The organism is Actinokineospora auranticolor (genome assembly GCF_002934265.1).
Lineage (GTDB): Bacteria > Actinomycetota > Actinomycetes > Mycobacteriales > Pseudonocardiaceae > Actinokineospora > Actinokineospora auranticolor.
Window position 1 is genome coordinate 123,232 of sequence record NZ_PTIX01000012.1, and the last position, 18,963, is coordinate 142,194.

Genomic DNA, 18,963 nt, shown 5'->3' on the forward strand with positions numbered 1-18,963 from the left:
CGCTCACAGCTTCGGCCTGATCTCTTCGTCCCAGATGCGCAGGCGGTCCTCCGCACCGAGGTGGCAGGCGATGTGGTGACCGCCGCCGAGGTCGCGGAACTCGGGCCGCTGGGTGAAGCTGAGGTCCCCGTTGCGCCCGGCGTAGGCGCAGCGCGGGTTGAACGGGCAGCCCTCCGGCACGTTGATCAGGCTGGGCGGCGAGCCCTTGATCGGCTGCAGCCGCTCGGAGCGCTCGCGGTCCAGCCGCGGCATCGAGCCGAGCAGGCCCCAGGTGTAGGGGTGCTGCGGGGAGTTGAAGATGTTCTCCGCCGAGCTGTACTCGACCGCGCGACCCGCGTACATGACCATGATGTCGTCGGCGAGCTCGGCGACCACCCCGAGGTCGTGGGTGATGATGATGACCGCGGAGTTGAACTCGGCCTGCAGGTCCCGGATCAGGTCCAGGATCTGCGCCTGCACGGTCACGTCGAGCGCGGTGGTCGGCTCGTCGGCGATCAGCAGCTCGGGGTCGCAGGACAGCGCCATGGCGATCATCGCGCGCTGCCGCATACCGCCGGAGAACTGGTGCGGGTAGTCGTCGACCCGGCTCGTCGGGTTCGGGATGCCGACCCGGCCCAGCAGATCGATCGCGTGCTTGCGCGCCGCGGCCTTGCTGACCCGGTTGTGCACCCGGTACGCCTCGATGATCTGCGTACCGACCGTGTAGAACGGGTGCATCGCGGACAGCGGGTCCTGGAAGATCATCGCCATCCGCTTGCCGCGCAGCTGGCGCACCTTGTCCGGGTGCAGGCCGACCAGGTTCTGGCCGTCCAGCAGGATCTCGCCGGTGATCTTGGCGGTACCCGCCTTGTGCAGCCCCATGACCGACAGGCTGGTCACGCTCTTGCCGGAGCCGGACTCGCCGACGATGCCCAGGGTGCGGCCGCGGTCGACGTCGAAGCTGAGGTTGTCGACCGACCGGACGACGCCGTCGTCGGTCGGGAAGTGCACCCGCAGCTCGCGCACCTGGAGGAACGGTCCGCCCGCCGAGGCGGGTCGGGTCTCGACGCCGCCTTCGAGGCTGTTCTCGGAAATCTGGCTCACTTTGCGCGCACCCTCGGGTCGACGACGGCGTAGAGGAGGTCAACGACCAGGTTGGCGATGACGACGAAGAACGCGGCGAGGATCGTCACGCCCATGACCTTCGGCAGGTCGTAGTTGGTGATGCCCTCGATGGCGTACTTGCCCAGGCCCGGCAGGCCGAACGCGCTCTCGGTGAGCACCGCGCCGCCGAGCAGCAGTCCGACGTCGAGGCCGAAGATGGTCAGGATCGGGGTGAGCGCGCCGCGCAGGCCGTGCCGGACCACCACCGTGCGCTCGGGCAGGCCCTTGGCCCGCGCCGTGCGGATGAAGTCCTCGTTCATCGTCTCCAGCATCCCGGCCCGGGTGAGGCGGGCGTACTGGGCGGAGAACAGCAGGGCCAGGGTGATCCACGGCAGCAGCAGGTTGTACGCCCACTCCCCCGGGTCCTCGCCGAGCGGGACGAACCGACCGCCGGGGGCGGTCCAGCCCAGCGAGTAGCTGAAGATCGACAGCGCCAGCACGCCGGTGAAGTAGATCGGCAGCGACACGCCCGCGAGCGAGACGCCCATCGCGAAGCGGTCGAAGATGGTGCCCTTGCGCAGCGCGGACAGGGTGCCGACGGCGATGCCGCCGAGCAGCCACAGGACCGCCGCGCCGACGGCCAGCGACAGCGTCACCGGCATCCGGTCGAGCAGGTCCGGCCACACGGGCTGGTAGTTGCGGAACGAGTACCCCAGGCAGGGCGCCGGGCAGTGCTCGACGCCGGTGCCGTAGTTGAACTCGGCACCCGCGAAGATGCCCTTGAGCCAGTGCCAGTACTGCACCGGGATCGGGTCGTAGAACCCGAGGTTGTGCGCCGTCTCCCGGACGGTTTCCGCGGTGGCGGCCCGACCGACGTAGCGGGTGGCCAGCGTCTCCGGGGTGGCGCCGATCCACTTGGGCAGCACGAAGAAGATCGAGAACGTGACCGCGCTGACGATGATCAGCAGGACCAGCGCCGCGAAGAGCCGCCGGATGATGTATGTGATCACAGTGGCCGGCACCGGCGGCGGGCCGGGGAGGTCGTCCCCGGCCCGCCGCCTATCGCCTTCACCTGCCTAAATCCGATGGGGTTTGCCGACGCCTACTGCACGCCGAGGGACAGGTAGTCGTACTGGCCGAAGGCCTCGCTGACGAACACGTTCGTCAGGCCCTTGCCGCGCAGCAGCAGGCTCTTGCCGTGCACGCCGGGCAGGATGACCGCCTCTTCCATGACGCGCTTGTCGATGGCGCCCCAGTCGGCCTCGCGCTTGGCCTTGTCGGTCTCGCCGATGGCCGCGTCGAGCATGGTGTCGACCTCGGGGACGCGCACCGAGAAGTTGGTGGAGCCACCGGTCTCCCGGATCACCCGGCTGTCGACGATCTCGGCGAGGAAGCCGTAGCCGTCCGCCCAGTCGGCCTGCCAGCCGTTCTGCGCGAGGCCGAGCTTGTTCGCCACGGTGTAGGGCGGGTTGCCCGCGAACTGCGCGAAGTAGTCGCCGCCGGGGTACGCCTTCAGGGTCAGCTTGATGCCGACCCGGCCCAGCGCCTGCTGCAGCGCCTCAGCGGTGGCCTTCTCGCGCGGCCGCTCCGAGCGGTAGGCGATGTTGGTCTCGAAGCCGTCGGGCTGGCCGCACTCGGCCAGCTTCTCCTTGGCCTTGGCCACGTCGCCCTTGTTGTCCGCGCCCGCCGGGTACAGGTCGAACTTCTGCGAGCCCGGGATCGACGGCGGGATCATCTGGGTGGCGATGTCACCGCCGGAGAACTGGCCGCCGAACGCGGTCTGGTACGCGGTGCGGTCGGTGGCGTAGAGGACGGCCTCGCGGCACGCCTTCTTGTCCAGCGGCGCGACGGTCGGGTTGATGCTGGTGTACCACAGGCGCGTGGTCGACGGGTTGTCCGCGGTGGCCTTGAGCGCCGGGTCGCCGAGCACGCGGCTCAGCGAGGCCGCCTGCACACCGGTGCCCTGCACGTCCAGGTGCAGGTCGCCCTGGATGAGGCGGTTGTCGATGTCGTCGGCGTTGACATTCATCGAGACCTCGTAACCGTCCGGCAGCGCCTTGCGGTTCGGGTCGGTCGACGCGTCCCACTGGTCGTTGCGGACCAGGGTGAAGCCCTTGTCGATCTCGTTCTTGTCGAACTTGTACGGGCCCGTGGAGACCACGTGCTCCTTGTACTTCTTGCCGGTGTCCTTGGCCTCGGGGACCGGGACGGTCTGCGGCAGCATGGCGAAGTAGTCGAACCCGCCGAACGGCTTCTTCAGGTGGAAGACGATCGTCTGGTCGTCCGGGGTCTCGATCGCCGAGTCGACGTTGACGCCCTTGTCCTTGTACGGGCCCTTGTAGCCCTCGGGGAACGCCAGGTTGCTCTTCAGGTAGGACGGTCCGTTGGGCAGGACCTCCTTGTCCGTGGACCGCAGCACCGCGTACTTGACGTCCTTCGAGGTGACGGCGCTGCCGTCCTCGTACTTGACGCCCTTGCGCAGCTTGTAGGTCCAGGTCTTGCCGCCGTCGCTCGGCACGCCGAGGCTCTCGGCCAGGTCGGGAACCAGTTCCTGGCTCGCCTTGCCGGGGCCGGGCTTGAACATCACCAGCGCGCGGCCGTAGAGGCGGGCGAAGTTCCAGCTGTAGCCGTAGTAGGTGTCACCCGGGTCGACCGAGTCCCACTTGTCGGCGTTGGCCAGCTTGATCACGCCCCCCTTCTTCTCGGAGGCGTTGAAGACACTGGTGAGTGCCGCGTTGAAGGCCGGGGTGCTGGTGCTGCCACCACCACCGCTACCGGGGTTGCTGCCGCCGCCGGTGCTCGTTCCGCCACAGGCGGAGAGCCCCATCACGACAGCCGCGCCCGCGGCGACCGCGGTGACCACGCGCTTGCTGTTCATAGTGCTGTTGCACCCTTTCTTTCCGAAGCGAATCGAGACACCGGTTGAGTGCGATTCCCTAGCGGGCACGAGGATCGAGGGCGTCGCGCAGTCCGTCGCCGAACAGGTTGAACGCGAGCACGGTGATGAAGATGGCGAGACCGGGCCAGAGCGCGAAGTGCGGCATCGTGTAGAAGCGCGAGGCCTCCGACAGCATGCCGCCCCAGGTGGCGGTCGGGGCGTTGATGCCGACCCCGAGGAAGGAGAGCGCGGACTCGAACAGGATGTTGGTCGGCACCAGCAGCGTGGCGTACACCAGGATCGGGGCGACCAGGTTCGGCAGCAGCTCGCGGAAGAGGATGTACGGTCCGCGCGCGCCCAGGCTGCGGGCGGCGTCGACGAACTCCCGTTCGCGCAGCGACAGCGTCTGCCCGCGGACGATCCGGCCGATGTAGGGCCAGTTGAAGAAGCCGATGATGAAGATCAGCATCCCGATGCGCACCATCTCCGGCGAGAGGCCGAAGACCGAGTCGGGCAGCACGCCGACCAGCGCCATGGCGAACACCAGCAGCGGGAACGCCAGGAAGATGTCCATCGCGCGGCTGATGAGCGTGTCGACCCAGCCGCCGAAGAACCCGGCGATGACGCCGAGCGTGGTGCCGATGGCGACCGAGACCACGGTGGCCAGCAGCGCGATCAGCAGCGAGATCCAGGCGCCCGAGAAGATCCGGGCCAGCAGGTCGCGGCCGTTGACCGGCTCGATGCCCAGCGGGTGGTCGGGGCCCATGCCGCCGAAGAAGCCGATCGGCGCCAGGGTGCCGTTCTGGGTGTCGATGAGGTCCTGGTGGAACTCGTTGGGGTGTACCCAACCGAACACCCGGTCGGCGAGCAGGCCCGCGACGGCGAACAGGACCAGCAGGACGATGACGATCGCGCCCGCGATGGCGACCTTGTCGCGCTTGAGCCGCAGCCACGCGATCTGACCGAGCGACCGGCCCTGGATGGCCTTGGCGCTCACGCCCTTGAGCGCGGCCTCCGGGTCCGCTTCGGCGGCCGATCCGGTGACCTCGGGAGGAGCCGTCATGCCGCCGACCGTCCCCGTCCGGGCGTCTGCGCGACAAGTCGAGAGCGGCGCGATTCGCCGTTCTGTCGACCAAGTCGCGCGGATCGCTGGTAAGCCATCACGCACTCCTCGTGTCCGGTCTCACTGTCTCCGGGATCTCACCGTGTGGTGGCAGACCCTAGCCGCTCAGCTGTGCATCCCTCAGACACATGAGGTCACGATCCGGCCAACTGCCATACACAGAATCACCGAATCGCCACGGTGACGACACGGCGCGTGACATTCGGGCGAGTTTTGTCCGCTGAACGGACGGACGACGACAGTGAGCGGTCACACAGTCACGCGGATCGACGCTCGGTGACGGGTCCGATCGACCGCGAACCACCCCTCCTCGAACCGCTGCCACCGCAGCAGCTCCGCCCGGGACGCCTCGCCGTCACGCGCGACGGCACGCGCCAACCGGGCCCGCGGATCAGCCAATTCGCACCAGAGCAGTGCGGACAGCTTGTCCGCTATGGACAGACGACCGGACGAGACACCTTCCAGCACCAGGGTGTCCACGAGGGGGATTTCCACCCAATCGCCCGGTTCGGGAATCCCGTTCCGCCAACGAACCCTTTGGTAGCGGCCGGGGTCGCCCGCGGCGAACGGATCCAGGACGCCGCGGGCCAGTCGCGGCCACCACGAGACGGGGTCGTCCCAGGTGGCGAACTCGTCGGTGGAGACGACGTGGGCGCCCGGGATCCGCGCGGCGAGGGTGCTCTTGCCCGAGCCGGAATGGCCGTCGACCGCGATGAGCCGCACGCCGCCCAGCCGGGGCGGGGCGCGGAGCAGGTCGAGCACCTCGGTGGGGCACTCCGTCCCCACGGTGGTCAGACCGTGCGGCGGCCGGACAGCGCGCGGCCGAGGGTCAGCTCGTCGGCGAACTCCAGGTCACCGCCCATGGGCAGGCCGGAGGCCAGGCGGGTGACCGTCAGACCGGGGAAGTCGCGCAGCATCCGGACCAGGTAGGTCGCGGTGGCCTCGCCCTCGGTGTTCGGGTCCATGGCCAGGATGACCTCGGTGATCTCCTGCGCGGAGATGCGGGAGAGCAGCTGGCGGATGCGCAGCTGCTCCGGGCCGACGCCGGAGAGCGGGTCGAGCGCGCCGCCGAGCACGTGGTAGCGGCCCTTGAACTCGCGGGTGCGCTCGATGGCCAGGACGTCCTTGGGCTCCTCCACCACGCAGACCGCGGTGGGGTCGCGCCGGGCGTCGCGGCAGATGCGGCAGGTGGTCTCCTCGGAGACGTTGCCGCAGACGTCGCAGAAGACCACGCCCTCCTTGACCTTCTGCAGCGCGTCCTGCAACCGGGACACGTCAGCCGGTTCGGCGGCGAGCAGGTGGAAGGCGATCCGCTGAGCGCTCTTCGGGCCGACGCCGGGCAGCCTGCCCAACTCGTCGATCAGGTCTTGGACCGGGCCCTCGTACAACGCGCCCTCACAGCCCCGGCAGGCCGAGGCCGCTGCCGAGCCCGCCCGCGAGCGGACCCATCTTCTCCTCGGCCAGGCGCTGCGCGTTGCCGCCCGCGTCGCGGACCGCGGCCACGACCAGGTCGGCGAGGGTCTCGGTGTCCTCGGGGTCGACCACCTTCGGGTCGATGACCAGGCCCCTGAGCTCGCCCGCCCCGGACACGGTCGCGGTCACCAGACCGCCGCCCGCGGTGCCGATGACCTCGGCGTCGGCCAGCTCCTGCTGCGCGGAGAGCAGCTGTTCCTGCATCTTCTGCGCCTGGGCCAGGATCGCCTGCATGTCGGGTGCGCCGCCTCCGGGAAACACCGCGGCCCCTCTCATCTCGTCGATGGTGCCGACACCAGCTTAGAGGTCGCTCGACCGTGGCAGGCGGGGGCGGTGTGCCAGAGTTTACCGGTGCTGACACGACGTGCGGCGGGTCTGGTCTTCGCCTGCGCCATCGCGGTGTCCGCGTGTGGCGCGGAACCGACGGCGACCCCCGGATCACCGGCAACCGTTCCGACGACGAGCACCACCGTCGCTCCTACGACAACAACGGCTGTGGCGCCGACGAGCACAACCACGGTCACGACTACTACTACGACCACCACCGCTGCCGCCAAGCCCAAGACAGCGACCACGCAACCACCGGTGTTCAACGGTGACAAGGTCGTCGTGCTCGACCCGGGCCACAACGGCGGCAACGCGAGCCACGCCGCGGAGATCAACCGACTGGTGCCCGCGGGCCGCGGCAAGTCGAAGCCGTGCAACACGACCGGCACCGCGACCGGGTCGGGCTACGCCGAGCACGCCTTCACCTGGGACCTGGCCGGGCGGGTGCGGGACGTCCTCGTCGCGCACGGCGTCAAGGTGCTGCTGACCCGGCAGGACGACCGCGGCGTCGGCCCGTGCGTGGACAAGCGCGCCGCGTTCGGCAACGACTCGGGCGCGACCGCCGTGGTGTCGCTGCACGCCGACGGCTCGACCGCGGCGGGCGCGCACGGCTTCCACATCGCCTACTCGGCGCCACCGCTCAACGCCGCCCAGGGCGAGCCCGCGCTGCGGCTGGCCCGGCAGCTGCGCGACAGCATGGTCGGGGCGGGCCTGGCGACCTCCACCTACATCGGGTCCGGGGGCCTCTCGCCGCGCGACGACCTCGGCGGGCTGAACCTGTCGACGCGCCCCGCGGCGCTGGTGGAGTGCGGCAACATGCGCGACCAGGCGGAGGCCGCGGTGCTGGCCAGTCCGGCGGGCAGGCAGCGGTACGCGGAGGCGATCGCGAACGGGATCCTCGAATACCTCGGATGAGCTCGCTGTGACAGGCTGGAGATCATGTCCGGGATGCGGGTGCTCGACATCGACGACCAGGGTCGGCTGCTGATCGCGGTGACCGACGGTGACCGGCGCAGGCTGGTCGAGGCCGGTGGCAAGGGCGCGGCGGGTGAGCTGACCGCCGCCACCGACCTGACCGCGGCCCGCTACCTCCCGGGCGAGCGCAAGGTCGTCGTCCAGCACGGCGACCCGGGGCAGCTGTCCCTGCTGAAGATCGGCGGCAGGCTCAGGCCGCTGGTCGGCTCCCCCACCCACGCGACGGAGCTGCTGGCCGTCCTGCCGGGTCGGATCGTCTACCGCACCAACCGCAAGCACCGGCTGCTGTACACGGTGGCCATCCGCAACGTGCTGGTCGGCGAGGAGGTCGCGGTGTACGACCGCGGCGGCGCGGTGCTGGAGGCGGCGGTGAGCCCCAACAGCCGCTACATCGCGATCCGCCTGCCCCGCAAACTCGTCCTCGTCGACACCATGCCGGTGACCGAGGACGACCACGTCCGGCTGATCTCCCCGGAACCCGCCGAACGCGGCAGGCGCAACCTCCGCTGGCTCCCCGACTCGACCCGGCTGGTGGCCACCGAGTACGAGGCGGACACCGCCCGCGTCGTGCGGTACGACGTGGCGAGCGAGAGCTGGCACCCGGTGGTCGTCTCCCTCGCCGCGGACACGACCGGGTGGGTGGCCCCCGACGGCCGCCGCGTGGCGGTCGCGTCGGCCAACCGCTTGGCGTTCCACCAGACCGAGAACGGCCGCTTCCTGCGCGCGGCGGAGCTGCCGGCGGAGATCACCGAGGACGGGTTCCTGTGGTCACCGGACTCGCGCGCGGTGGCCGCCACCACGGCGACCGGCGAGATCGTGCGGGTGACGGCCGACTCGGCGGGCGTGGAAACGGTGAGTGCCTGAATTTTGTCGCACAGAGCGCCCGAACGGGTGGACACTGACGCCCATGGTGGACAACGGCCCACGGGACCTCGACGAGCTGACCGCGTGGCTGGACCAGGGCAAGGCGGTCAAGTACCTGCACTTCTGGGGCCACCGCCCGAACCCGGACGGCAGCGTCGGCAAGGGTTGCCTCAGCCAGTGGTGGCCCACCCCGTTCACCCTGGACGGCCGCCGCTTCGCGTCGGCGGAGCACTACATGATGTGGCGCAAGGCAGAACTGTTCAACGACCCCGAAATCGCCACACGCGTCCTGACCGCCCGAACCCCAGCCGAAGCCAAAGACCTGGGCCGCCGAGTCCGTGGCTTCGACGACGAGCGGTGGACGGCCGCGCGGTATGAGGTGGTGCTGACGGCGAGCATCGCGAAGTTCGGCCAAAACCCGGAACTCCGCCGGTTCTTGCTGAGCACGCGGGGGCGGGTGCTGGTCGAGGCCAGCCCGCTGGACCGGATCTGGGGAATCGGCCTGGCCGCGGACGACGCGCGAGCGGCGGACCCGAAGACTTGGCTGGGCCTGAACTTGCTGGGCTTCGCACTGGGTGAGGCCCGCGCGGTCCTCTCGTCGACGGTGTGATCTCCACCAGCAGCACGCCATTCGACGAGCCCGGCGCGAGCAACGACTGCAAGTGATCGTCCACCGCGAGCCCCAAAGGACGGCCCCCGCCTTTCCGCGGGTGTGTTCAGGTCGGTGTGCTCACGTTGACAGTGGCCCGCCGGAACATGAGTCACACGGTCGTGGCCGATCTTGTCGGCGTGAGTCAACCCACGGTCTCACGGGTCTTCCGTCGGTTCCTCCCACTGATCGGCCAAGCGTCATGCCTTCACGTCCCATCTTTTCCTGGGGTGTTGACCGGCCGCGTGGGGATCATCGACGGCACCCTGCTTCCCACGGGCGACCGCGCGGATCACAGGGACGACCACTCCGGAAAACGGCGCCGATCCGGGCCGAACGTCCAGGTCATGTCCGACCTCGACGGCCAACTCCTCGCGGTCTCCATGCCGACCAAGGGATCCACCCCCGACCGGCGAGCATGCACAATCACCGGATGCGAGGATACGCTCGCCGAGTACGACATACTCGGCGACAAAGCCTATCGCGGCACGAGCGTGATCGCGACCATTCAAAAACCGTACCGAGGCGACTTCTCACCCGGCCACATCGACCACAACCATCAACACTCGGCCAGACGAGCAGCGGTTGAACGATGCATCGCCCATCTCAAACACCGGAAAATGACCTCAACCCGATATAGAGGCCCTTACAAGGAGTTCCCCGCGGTCATCCGGATCATCACAACACTCGAGTTCTACCGACTCGGCTGGTAAGCCAGATGAATAGCGCTCTGAGTCAGCGGGGCGTGCTTGCCGGGGGTTCGCGCGGTCAGGACTCGACCGGGCGGGCGCCGAGGGTGTCGGCCAGGAGTTTGAGCATGACCGCCTCCGGATCCGCTTGGCGGGCGCCCGGTTCCGGCTTCTGCGCCGCCTGCGCCATCATCTCTTCCTCGTCTTCCGGTTCCGGGGGCAGATCCGGTTCCGGTGGGGGTGGGATTTCCTCCACCGGCGGGCGCGAGGGCTGGGTCGGGGCCGCGACGCGGCTCGGGGGTTCGAAGGTGCGCGCGGGGGGTTCCGGGGCCGGGCGCGCGGGTTTGGCCGCCGCCGCGGGGGCGCTGCCCGGTTCGGCGTGGATCACCCGGACCTGCCACCGGCCACCCAGGACGGAGCTCAGGGCGGTGGCGATGGCGTCGGTGTTGCGGGGTTCCGCGAGGCGGCGGGCCAGAGGGGCGGCGGGGTGCCCGATGACGACCGTGTCGGCTTCCACCGAGTGGACGGTCGCGTTCGTCAGCATGGCTTCGGTGCTGCGGCTGGACTTGCGGACCGCGGCCAGCAGCTCCGACCACACCCGACGGACACCCGCCGCGTCCATGCCGCCCGCGCCGACCGGTTCGGCGGCGGGCTCCGGCTGGGCGGGGGTGGCGGGCGCGGGGGGCGGCGGTTCGGCGGCGCGGGGTGGCGCCTGCTCGACGCGCGGCGCGGGCTCCGCGGCGCGCTGCGACGGGCGGGTGATCACCGGGCGGTTCGACGCGGCGGGCGCGGATGCGGCAGGCGCGGGCGGTGGGGTAGCCGCGACCGGCGCGGGCGGTCGGGCCTCCGCCGCCGCGGCGACCACCGGGGCGACCGCTCCCGCGCCGGTGACCAGGCGGCGCTCCACCTGTTCCAGGCGCTGCAGCAGGGCCGAGTCGGCGGCGGCGTCCGTGGGCACGGCGGCGGGCAGCAGCATGCGGGCGCACAGCAGCTCCAGCAGCAGCCGCGGCGCCGTCGCGCCGCGCATCTCCACCAGGCCGGTGTGGACGATCTCCGCGTAGCGGGCGAGGGTGGCGGCGCCCAGGCGCTCGGCCTGGCCGACCATGCGGGCCAGTTCGTCGTCCGGGGCGTTGACCAGCCCCTTGCTGGCGGCGTCCGGGACGGCGCGCAGCAGGACCAGGTCGCGCAGGCGGTCGAGCAGGTCCGAGGCGAACCGGCGCGGGTCGTGGCCCGCTTCGACCAGGCGGTCGACCGTGCCGTAGACCGCCGCCGAGTCGCCCGCGCCGAGGCCGTCGACCATGTCGTCGATGAGGGCGACGTCGGTGACCCCCAGCAGCGACACCGCGCGGTCGTAGGTGACGCCCTCGGGGCCCGCGCCCGCCAGCAGCTGGTCCAGCACCGACTGGGTGTCCCGGGCCGAGCCGCCGCCCGCGCGGATGACCAGGGGGAAGACCGCCTGCTCCACCTTCGCGCCCTCGGCCGCGCAGTTGCGCTCCAGCAGGTCGCGCATGGCGCTGGGCGGGATCAGCCGGAACGGGTAGTGGTGGGTGCGGGAGCGGATGGTCGCCAGCACCTTGTCCGGCTCGGTGGTGGCGAAGATGAAGACCAGGTGCTCCGGCGGCTCCTCCACGATCTTCAGCAGGGCGTTGAAGCCCTGCGTGGTGACCATGTGCGCCTCGTCCACGATGAACACCCGGTAGCGGGAGTGGGCGGGCGCGTAGAAGGCGCGGTCGCGCAGCTCGCGGGCGTCGTCGACACCACCGTGGCTGGCCGCGTCGAGCTCCACGACGTCGACCGTGCCCGGCCCGTTGGGCGCCAGGCCGATGCAGGACTCGCACACCCCGCACGGCTCGTCCGTCGGCCCCTGCTCGCAGTTGAGCGAGCGGGCCAGGATGCGCGCGCTGGACGTCTTGCCGCAGCCGCGCGGGCCGGAGAAGAGGTACGCGTGGTTGACCCGTCGGGCCGCGAGCGCGGTGCGCAGCGGGACGGTGACGTGTTCCTGCCCGACGACCTCGGCGAAGGTCGCCGGCCGGTACTTGCGGTAAAGGGCGAGCGCCACGCTCTGACACTACCGGTCACCGCCGACACTCCCCGTCGGGGGAATCGGACTGCCGGGAATCCCCCGCGCGCGCACCGCGTTGCCCGGTAGGTGCCCATCCCGTACTCGGTCCTCGACCTCGCGCCCGTGACCAGCGACTCCACGGAGACCGCGGCCCTGCGCAACAGCCTCGACCTCGCCCGGGTCACCGAACGCCTCGGCTTCCACCGCTACTGGGTGGCCGAGCACCACAACATGCCCGGCATCGCCAGCTCCGCGCCCGCCGTGCTGCTCGCGCACATCGCGATGGCCACCGAGCGGATCCGGGTCGGCTCGGGCGGGGTGATGCTGCCCAACCACGCGCCGCTCGTCGTGGCCGAGCAGTTCGGCACGCTGGAGGCGCTGCACCCCGGTCGGGTCGACCTGGGGATCGGGCGGGCGCCGGGCACCGACCAGGTGACGGCGCGGGCGCTGCGCCGCACCGGGGGGCCGCTGTCGGTCGACGACTTCCCGGAGCAGCTCACCGAGCTGGCGAACTACTTCACCGGCCGCGACGCCAACGGCGTGGCGGCCGTGCCCGCGCTGGGCAACCAGCCCGCGATCTGGCTGCTCGGCTCCAGCGGCTACAGCGCCCAGGTGGCGGGCCACCTCGGCCTGCCGTTCGCCTTCGCGCACCACTTCAGCGCGGAGAACACGCTGCCCGCCCTGGCGCTGTACCGGGAGCGGTTCCGGCCGTCGGCGGTGCTGTCCGAGCCGTACTCGATGATCGCGGTGAACGTGGTCTGCGCCGAGGACGACGAGACCGCGCGGCGGCTGGCCGGGCCCGCGCTGTTGCAGTTCCTGCAGCTGCGCAAGGGGAAGCCGGGCCGGATGCCGACGCCGGCGGACACCGCGGCCTTCGCGTACACGGACCTGGACCGGCTGTTCCTCGAGGAGCGCCTGGCCAACCAGGTCGTCGGGGGTCCGGAGACGGTGCGCGCCGGGCTGGCGGAGCTGGTGGCGACGACCGGGGTGCAGGAGCTGATGATCACCACGAGCGTGTACGACCACGCCGACCGGGTGCGCAGCTACGAGCGCGTCGCGGAACTGGTCGGCCTCACGCCCGCCGCTGACGCGGTCGTCCGGGCATAAGGCGGACCCCGCGCACCTGCCAGAGCCCGCTTATCCTTGCTGCCTTCCGGCCCTGGGGAGGTTCGCGAGATGAACACCGCACGGGGTCCGCGTCCAGTGTAGCGGGAAGGCTTCCCGGCACCGGTCGCGGACCCCCGGCGGGGTCAGTACGACGGCCGCAGCCACGCGGACGTGTTCGAGCCCGCGGCCTGGGCCAGGCTGATGGCCGGGATCGCGGTGAGCAGCAGCGCGCCGATGATCGCCACAGCCTTGACCTGCTCGAACAGGTCGAAGTTGAACGTCGGGATGATGCTGAAGATGGCCAGGTAGACCAGGCCGATGACGATCTCGACGATGTTGCCGCCGATGAGCAGGCCCCTGCCGGTGCCCTTGAGCACCTGGGCACCGCCCACCGCCAGCAGGCCGACGCCCGCGAACTGGACCAGCACGATGAGCACGGCGACCGCGATGCCGTCGGACTTGCCGTCGAAGGCGCTGATCGCGATCAGCAGGGTCAGGATGCCGGTGATGGAGGCCTGCACGAAGGCCAGCACGGCGGCCGAGGTCGCCGAGCCGGGCCGCGACCGGGGACCGACCGCGCCGACCGGGTACTGACCGGGCGGTGGCGGCGCGGGGAAACCGCCAGTCTGCGGGTAGGCGGGGGGCTGCTGGGGGTATTGGGGCGGTTGCGGGTTGAAGTTTCCGCCGCTGTAGTCCTGCGTCATGACGTTTTCCTCGACTGGTCGCCAGGGCCGATCCGGTTAACCATGAGCATCGCTGCGGCACGGAGTTTGTGACGGTTCGCGGCCGGATTGGCTCCGGACAACTAGTGGACAATCCGGCCACCGGGGTGTGATCGGGACCACGCGGCGGGCCACACCGGTTGTACTCTGTACGCCGTCAATCCGGCTTTCGGGGAGCGGAGCGGATGAGACGACCACAGGACCTGCACACGACCATCCTCGCCGTCGACGTGGAGCGCTTCGGCGACCCGCGGCGCACCGACCGGGACCGGTCGATCGTGCGCGCGGGCCTGCACGACGCGCTGCGCCGGGCGATGGACCGCGCCCGGATCCCGTGGGGCGAGCACGAGAACACCGGCGACGGCCTGTTGATGCTGCTCTCCGGGGTGGCCAAGGGCGAGCTTGTCTCGTCGCTGCCGCACGAGCTGGCCGCCGCGCTGCGCGAGCACAACGCCGACCACAACCCCGAGGCGCGCATCCGGCTGCGGGTGGTGGTGCACGCGGGCGAGGTCGGCACGGACGCCGAGGGGCGGGTCGGTAACGACCTCAACCACGCCTTCCGGCTGCTGGACTCGGCGGCCCTGCGCAAGGCGCTGGCCGACTCCCCCGGCGTGCTGGCGGTGGCGGTTTCGGACTGGTTCCACGAGCACGTGCTAAAGCACCAACCGGCCGCGAATCCGGCCATTTACCACCCGAGCACGGTGCGGAAGAAGGAAACCCGGACCACCGCTTGGATCGCCACGCCGGACTACCCCACGATCCGCAGCACGCGACCAAAAGTGCATTTTCCTCACCTTAGAGTCCCGGCTTTGCCGAAGATTTCGTTGCCCAGGCCGAAATGGGAGCCGGTGGGGCTGGCGCTGCTGCTGTGCCTGGCGCTCACCACGAACGTGCTCGCCAGCGCCACCGCCCCCGTGGCCGCGTGCGCGAACCCGGTGCAGCTCAACGTGTTGACCTCCACCGAGCTGGCGCCGACGCTGCGGCAACTGGCGCTGGAGTTCGAGCGCGTCGCCAACCGCGCCGACGACGACGGCTGCCGCAAGGCGCGGGTGCTCGTCGTGGCCGACACCTACAGCGGCGCGGTGGACGCCCTGGGCCGCGGCTGGGCCGGGATCAACGACGCGCGCGACCACGGTCCCGAGCCGCACGTGTGGATACCGGACTCCAGCACGGACGTCGCCCACGTCACGGCCCGCCTGGCGGCCGCGGCCGGGATCGGCGCCGTGCCGCAGCCGCGCCCGGGGATCGCCCGGTCGCCGCTGGTGCTGGCCGTGCCCCCGGACGTGGTCGGCGACCTGCGCCCCGACCGGCAGCGGTTCGACTGGGCGAGCGTCGACCGGGCGCGCGACACCATCGCCTTCGCCCGACCGGACCCGGACGCCTCCAGCGCGGGCATGCTGGCCACCATCGCGCTGTACCGGCACCGGCTCGGGCGCGGCGTGCTGGACACCGCCGCCATGTCCGACGCCGACGTGCCCCGCCGGGCGCACGACGTCGAGCTGACCGTGCCCGCGACGGAGCAGGCGGACAGCGGCGCGCTGCTGTGCGCGTTGCGCTCCTCCCCCGGCCGGATGGCGGTGCTGGTGTCGGAGAAGGCCGCGCTGGACTACAACCGCGGCGCGCTGGTGAACACCCCGTGCGCGGGCACGAAGCCGGACCGGCCGCTGACGCTGCTGTACCCGAGGGACGGCACGCCGGTGCTGGACCACCCGTACGTGGTGATGCGGTGGACGGACCGGCCGGAGAACCCGCGCCGCGCCCAGGTCATCGACCAGTTCCACGGCTACCTGCTGGCGCGGGCGGCCCAGGAGACGCTGCGCAACGACGGATTCCGCAACGTCAACGGTCGTCCCGGCCCGTACGAGGGACCCGTGCAGGAGTGGCCCGCGGCGTTGGAGGTCGGCGCGGACACCGACGACGAGGCCGTGCTGCGAACGGCGCGGAAGGCCCGCGTGCCCGCTCGTGTCCTCTTCGCGGTGGACACCGCGGCGTCGATGTCCCAACCGTCCGGCGACGGCACCCGCGGGCAGGCGGCGGCGAACGCGATCCGCGACCTGCTGCCGCTCTTCGGCGCGCGCGACGAGGTCGGTCTGGCCACGTCGTCCGGTGTGGTCGTCGAGCTCGGCAGGGGCAACTCGACGGCGGTGCGGTCCACACTGCGACCCACGCCGCCACCGTCCCCCGGCGCGACCGACGTCTACGGACTGCTCAACGCGGGTGTCGACCACCTTCGGGCCAAATCCGAACAGACGGACAACGACCTGCTCATCCTGTTCACCGACGGCGCCACCGCTAACCAGGCGCTGGTCGACCTGACCGAGCTGAAAAGGCGGGTGTCCGCGCCGAGCCCGAGCACCGAGGTGCTGGTGGTGTCGCTGTCCACCGACCGCTGTTTCCTGACCGGGCTGCGCGAGGTGGCGGACGCGACCGGCGGCTGGTGCCTCGACGCCGCGGGCGCGGCCGCGCTCGCCGACCTCCCGTCCCGGGTGGCGGCCGGTCTCTGGAGGAGGGACTGATGATCAGGCTGCGCTACGCGGTGCTCGCGCTGGCGGCCACCGCCGGGCTGGTGGCGAGTTGCCTGGACTCGACCGGGCAGACCGACGACCGGGTGGACGCGCGCGGTCCGATCACGTTCGTCGACGGGCGGGACAACACCCGGGGCTCGCAGATCAAGCAGATGGTCGAGCGGTGGAACAACGGCCGCGGGTTCAAGGAGCAGGTGACGTTCGTCGAGCAGTCCCCGGCCTCCGACGCCCACCGCGCGTCGCTGGTGGCCGCGGCGGAGGACGTGGCGCTGCCGGGTTCGCGGAGCCGGTGCAACGACGTGATCATGGTGGACACGGTGTGGACGGCCGAGTTCGCCCGCGCCGGGTACCTGCGCCCGCTCAACGGCGCGGAGTTCGGCATCAACCGGTTCATCGAGTCCGCGGTGGTCAACGCGACCGTGGACGGCACCCTGTACGCGATCCCCGCCCGCTCCGACGGCGGACTCATCTACTACCGCAAGGACATCCTCGACGCGGAGCACCTGCCGCCGCCGAACACCTGGGCCGAACTGGCGGGGATGGCCAAGCGGCTGGGGCGCGCGCACGGCATCGGCGGCTACGTCGGCCAACTCGCCCGCTACGAGGGCCTGACGGTGAACGCGATGGAGGCGATCTGGGCGGCGGGCGGCAACCTGGTCGGCTCGGACGGTCGCATCGCGATCGACTCGCCGCAGGCCAAGGCCGGGGTGCGGACGCTGGCCGCGGGGTTGAGCGAGGGCTGGATCCCGCGCGAGACAACGGGGTTCGCCGAGGAGGAGAGCAGGCGGTACTTCCAGGAGGGGAAGGCGCTGTTCCTCCGCAACTGGTCCTACGCGTACCCGCTGCTGAACGCGCCGGGGTCGCCGGTGGCGGGCAAGGTCGGTGTCACCTGGCTGTCCAGCCCGAGCGCGCTCGGCGGGTGGAACGCGGCGATCTCGCCGTGTTCGCGCCACCAGCGCACGGCCCGCGACTTCATCCGGTTCCTGACCAGTGAGGACGAGCAGCGCGCGCTGTTCACCGAAGGCGGTTTCGCGCCGTCGGTGAAGAGCCTATACCAGGACCCGATGCTGCTCAGCCAGTACCCGCACCTGGGCGTGCTGTACGGCAGCATCCGCGGCGCGCTCGACCGGGTGCGGACCCCGGACTACGACCGCGTCTCGGACATGATGCAGGAAAGCCTCCACCGGGCGCTGGACCGCGTGGTAGCGGTCGACCCGACAATGGACGGCCTGGCCGAGGAGATGCGTTCCACGCTGCACAGCGGATAGTTCCCGGAATAGCGGAACGAGTCCGAAGACCGCCGAGTTAGCAAAGTGCTAATAAATTCAGCACATCTTTAGCGCGCCCGCCGGCAGCGCGGATACCCTGGGACACAAGGGGAGACAGGACAGGCCACCGCGGTTCTTTGGGGGATCCGCGCATTCTCGACCGCGTCCCGGTCGACATTTCCGCACGCCTATCCCGTCACCCCTCGCACGCAGAGCGATCCCCTGCGTGACGCTTCATGGAATGAGGGGATGAATGACCACCACAGAGTTTTCCGAGAACTTCGACGTCGGTGACGTGGCCAATCCGGACGCACCGGACCCCACCCCGGAGGAGATCACCGACCCGACCCACCCCGACCACGTCGAGCCGTTCACCGCGGCCACCCCGGTGCCGGAGGGGGTCTGACATGAGCCTGCTCAGCGGCTACGAGCCCGCGCGGTCCTGCACCGGGTCGCCCACCACGGGCGCCCGCGCGCTGATGTCCTGGTACCTCGGCGCCTACGCGGGCCGCGGCGGCCGGAACCTGGGTATCTACAACTGCCGCAGCGTCGCGGGGACCAGCACCACCAGCCTGCACGGCGAGGGCCGCGCGGACGACCTCGGCGTGCCGGTCGGCGCGTCGTGGGCGCAGGGGCTGGCCGACCAGTTGCGGCTCAACTCGGCGGAACTGGGCGTCCAGTGCGTGATCTACAACCGCCGCATCTGGTCCGGCGCGCACGCCGCGGCCGGGTGGCGCCCGTACACCGGCGCGAACCCGCACGTGGACCACCTGCACGTCGAACTGTCCTGGAACTCGGCCCGCGGCCTGACCCCGGAACGCGTGCAGCAGGTGCTGGGCGGCCAACCGGCACCGCCGTCCACACCCCCGACCACGCCCCCGCCCTCGGCACCCCCCGGCCACCCCACCATCCGCCGCGGCGCCAAGGGCGACCCCGTCCGAGAACTCCAGCGCATCCTGAACGCCTGGTACCCGACCCTCCCGCAGCTCGCGGTGGACGGCGACTTCGGTCCGGCCACCGAGGCGAGGGTCAAGCACATGCAGGAACGCGCGGGCCTGACCGTCGACGGCATCGTCGGCCCCAAGACCTGGGCCCGCCTCCTGGGCGGGTGACAGGTCCCGGTGGGCACCACCCAGACCGCGGGTGGCGCCCACCGGGATCCACCTGGTCGGGGGACGCGCAACCCACCGGAGTCGACGGGGTGAAATCCCGCCCCCA

Annotated in this window: 18 protein-coding genes and 1 other RNA gene; 9 read left to right on the top strand and 10 right to left on the bottom strand. The window is 71.0% G+C overall.

The window, feature by feature from the left end:
* Window positions 1–3: 3 nt before the first annotated feature.
* From CLV40_RS21950 to CLV40_RS21980, 7 genes are all read right to left on the bottom strand, one after another.
* Window positions 4–1,083, bottom strand: a complete 1,080-nt coding sequence (locus CLV40_RS21950; protein ID WP_104480844.1) for an ABC transporter ATP-binding protein — start codon at window positions 1,081–1,083, stop codon at window positions 4–6.
* Entirely contained in the window at window positions 1,080–2,093 is a 1,014-nt protein-coding gene (locus CLV40_RS21955; RefSeq protein ID WP_104480845.1) for an ABC transporter permease, read from the bottom strand. Before CLV40_RS21955 ends, CLV40_RS21950 begins: the two co-directional genes overlap by 4 nt.
* A gap of 92 nt (window positions 2,094–2,185) precedes the next feature.
* Entirely contained in the window at window positions 2,186–3,961 is a 1,776-nt protein-coding gene (locus CLV40_RS21960; RefSeq protein ID WP_104480846.1) for an ABC transporter substrate-binding protein, read from the bottom strand.
* 58 nt (window positions 3,962–4,019) lie between these two features.
* On the bottom strand, window positions 4,020–5,024 hold the full coding sequence (locus CLV40_RS21965; RefSeq protein ID WP_104480847.1) for an ABC transporter permease: 1,005 nt from the start codon (window positions 5,022–5,024) through the stop codon (window positions 4,020–4,022).
* A gap of 309 nt (window positions 5,025–5,333) precedes the next feature.
* Window positions 5,334–5,807 carry a nucleoside/nucleotide kinase family protein gene (locus CLV40_RS21970; protein ID WP_104480949.1) on the bottom strand — a complete coding sequence of 158 codons (474 nt, stop codon included), beginning with the start codon at window positions 5,805–5,807 and terminating at the stop codon, window positions 5,334–5,336.
* Between the two features lie 68 nt (window positions 5,808–5,875).
* Entirely contained in the window at window positions 5,876–6,472 is a 597-nt protein-coding gene (gene recR, locus CLV40_RS21975) for a recombination mediator RecR (protein WP_104480848.1), read from the bottom strand.
* A 7-nt stretch (window positions 6,473–6,479) separates the two neighbouring features.
* A complete protein-coding gene (locus CLV40_RS21980; RefSeq protein WP_104480849.1) occupies window positions 6,480–6,833 on the bottom strand; it encodes a YbaB/EbfC family nucleoid-associated protein in 354 nt (117 codons plus the stop codon).
* Window positions 6,834–6,908: 75 nt separating this feature from the next.
* Between CLV40_RS21980 and CLV40_RS21985 the strand changes: the two genes are divergently transcribed.
* The 4 genes from CLV40_RS21985 (at window position 6,909) to CLV40_RS22000 (ending at window position 10,085) form a co-directional block, all read left to right on the top strand.
* Complete coding sequence (locus tag CLV40_RS21985) at window positions 6,909–7,799, top strand: N-acetylmuramoyl-L-alanine amidase (RefSeq protein ID WP_104480850.1); 891 nt, start codon at window positions 6,909–6,911, stop codon at window positions 7,797–7,799.
* 24 nt (window positions 7,800–7,823) lie between these two features.
* Window positions 7,824–8,723, top strand: a complete 900-nt coding sequence (locus CLV40_RS21990) for a hypothetical protein (protein WP_146108171.1) — start codon at window positions 7,824–7,826, stop codon at window positions 8,721–8,723.
* Window positions 8,724–8,766: 43 nt separating this feature from the next.
* On the top strand, window positions 8,767–9,333 hold the full coding sequence (locus CLV40_RS21995) for a riboflavin biosynthesis intermediates N-glycosidase (protein WP_104480852.1): 567 nt from the start codon (window positions 8,767–8,769) through the stop codon (window positions 9,331–9,333).
* 284 nt (window positions 9,334–9,617) lie between these two features.
* Window positions 9,618–10,085, top strand: coding sequence for a transposase family protein (locus CLV40_RS22000; RefSeq protein WP_181043647.1), 468 nt, complete (start codon window positions 9,618–9,620; stop codon window positions 10,083–10,085).
* A gap of 55 nt (window positions 10,086–10,140) precedes the next feature.
* On the opposite strand, the gene CLV40_RS22005 is transcribed toward CLV40_RS22000, so the two are convergent.
* The gene (locus CLV40_RS22005) at window positions 10,141–12,120 is read right to left on the bottom strand and encodes a DNA polymerase III subunit gamma and tau (protein ID WP_104480854.1); all 1,980 of its coding nucleotides are present in this window, start codon (window positions 12,118–12,120) and stop codon (window positions 10,141–10,143) included.
* A 96-nt stretch (window positions 12,121–12,216) separates the two neighbouring features.
* On the opposite strand from CLV40_RS22005, the gene CLV40_RS22010 reads away from it, so the two are divergent.
* Window positions 12,217–13,230, top strand: a complete 1,014-nt coding sequence (locus CLV40_RS22010; protein WP_104480950.1) for an LLM class flavin-dependent oxidoreductase — start codon at window positions 12,217–12,219, stop codon at window positions 13,228–13,230.
* Here CLV40_RS22010 and ffs read toward each other — a convergent pair.
* Window positions 13,227–13,323, bottom strand: an RNA gene (gene ffs, locus CLV40_RS22015) — signal recognition particle sRNA small type. The two genes, CLV40_RS22010 and ffs, sit on opposite strands and share 4 nt — an antisense overlap.
* Before the next feature lie 50 nt (window positions 13,324–13,373).
* Window positions 13,374–13,934: a hypothetical protein gene (locus tag CLV40_RS22020; RefSeq protein ID WP_104480855.1), complete on the bottom strand. Its 561-nt coding sequence runs from the start codon at window positions 13,932–13,934 to the stop codon at window positions 13,374–13,376.
* 203 nt (window positions 13,935–14,137) lie between these two features.
* Between CLV40_RS22020 and CLV40_RS22025 the strand changes: the two genes are divergently transcribed.
* The 4 genes from CLV40_RS22025 (at window position 14,138) to CLV40_RS22035 (ending at window position 18,857) form a co-directional block, all read left to right on the top strand.
* Window positions 14,138–16,468 carry a vWA domain-containing protein gene (locus CLV40_RS22025; protein ID WP_104480856.1) on the top strand — a complete coding sequence of 777 codons (2,331 nt, stop codon included), beginning with the start codon at window positions 14,138–14,140 and terminating at the stop codon, window positions 16,466–16,468.
* Window positions 16,468–17,745: an ABC transporter substrate-binding protein gene (locus CLV40_RS22030; RefSeq protein ID WP_104480857.1), complete on the top strand. Its 1,278-nt coding sequence runs from the start codon at window positions 16,468–16,470 to the stop codon at window positions 17,743–17,745. The genes CLV40_RS22025 and CLV40_RS22030 overlap by 1 nt, the downstream gene beginning before the upstream one ends.
* A gap of 253 nt (window positions 17,746–17,998) precedes the next feature.
* Entirely contained in the window at window positions 17,999–18,151 is a 153-nt protein-coding gene (locus CLV40_RS38190; RefSeq protein WP_181043648.1) for a hypothetical protein, read from the top strand.
* A gap of 1 nt (window position 18,152) precedes the next feature.
* A complete protein-coding gene (locus CLV40_RS22035; protein WP_104480858.1) occupies window positions 18,153–18,857 on the top strand; it encodes a peptidoglycan-binding domain-containing protein in 705 nt (234 codons plus the stop codon).
* The last annotated feature ends 106 nt before the right edge of the window (window positions 18,858–18,963 follow it).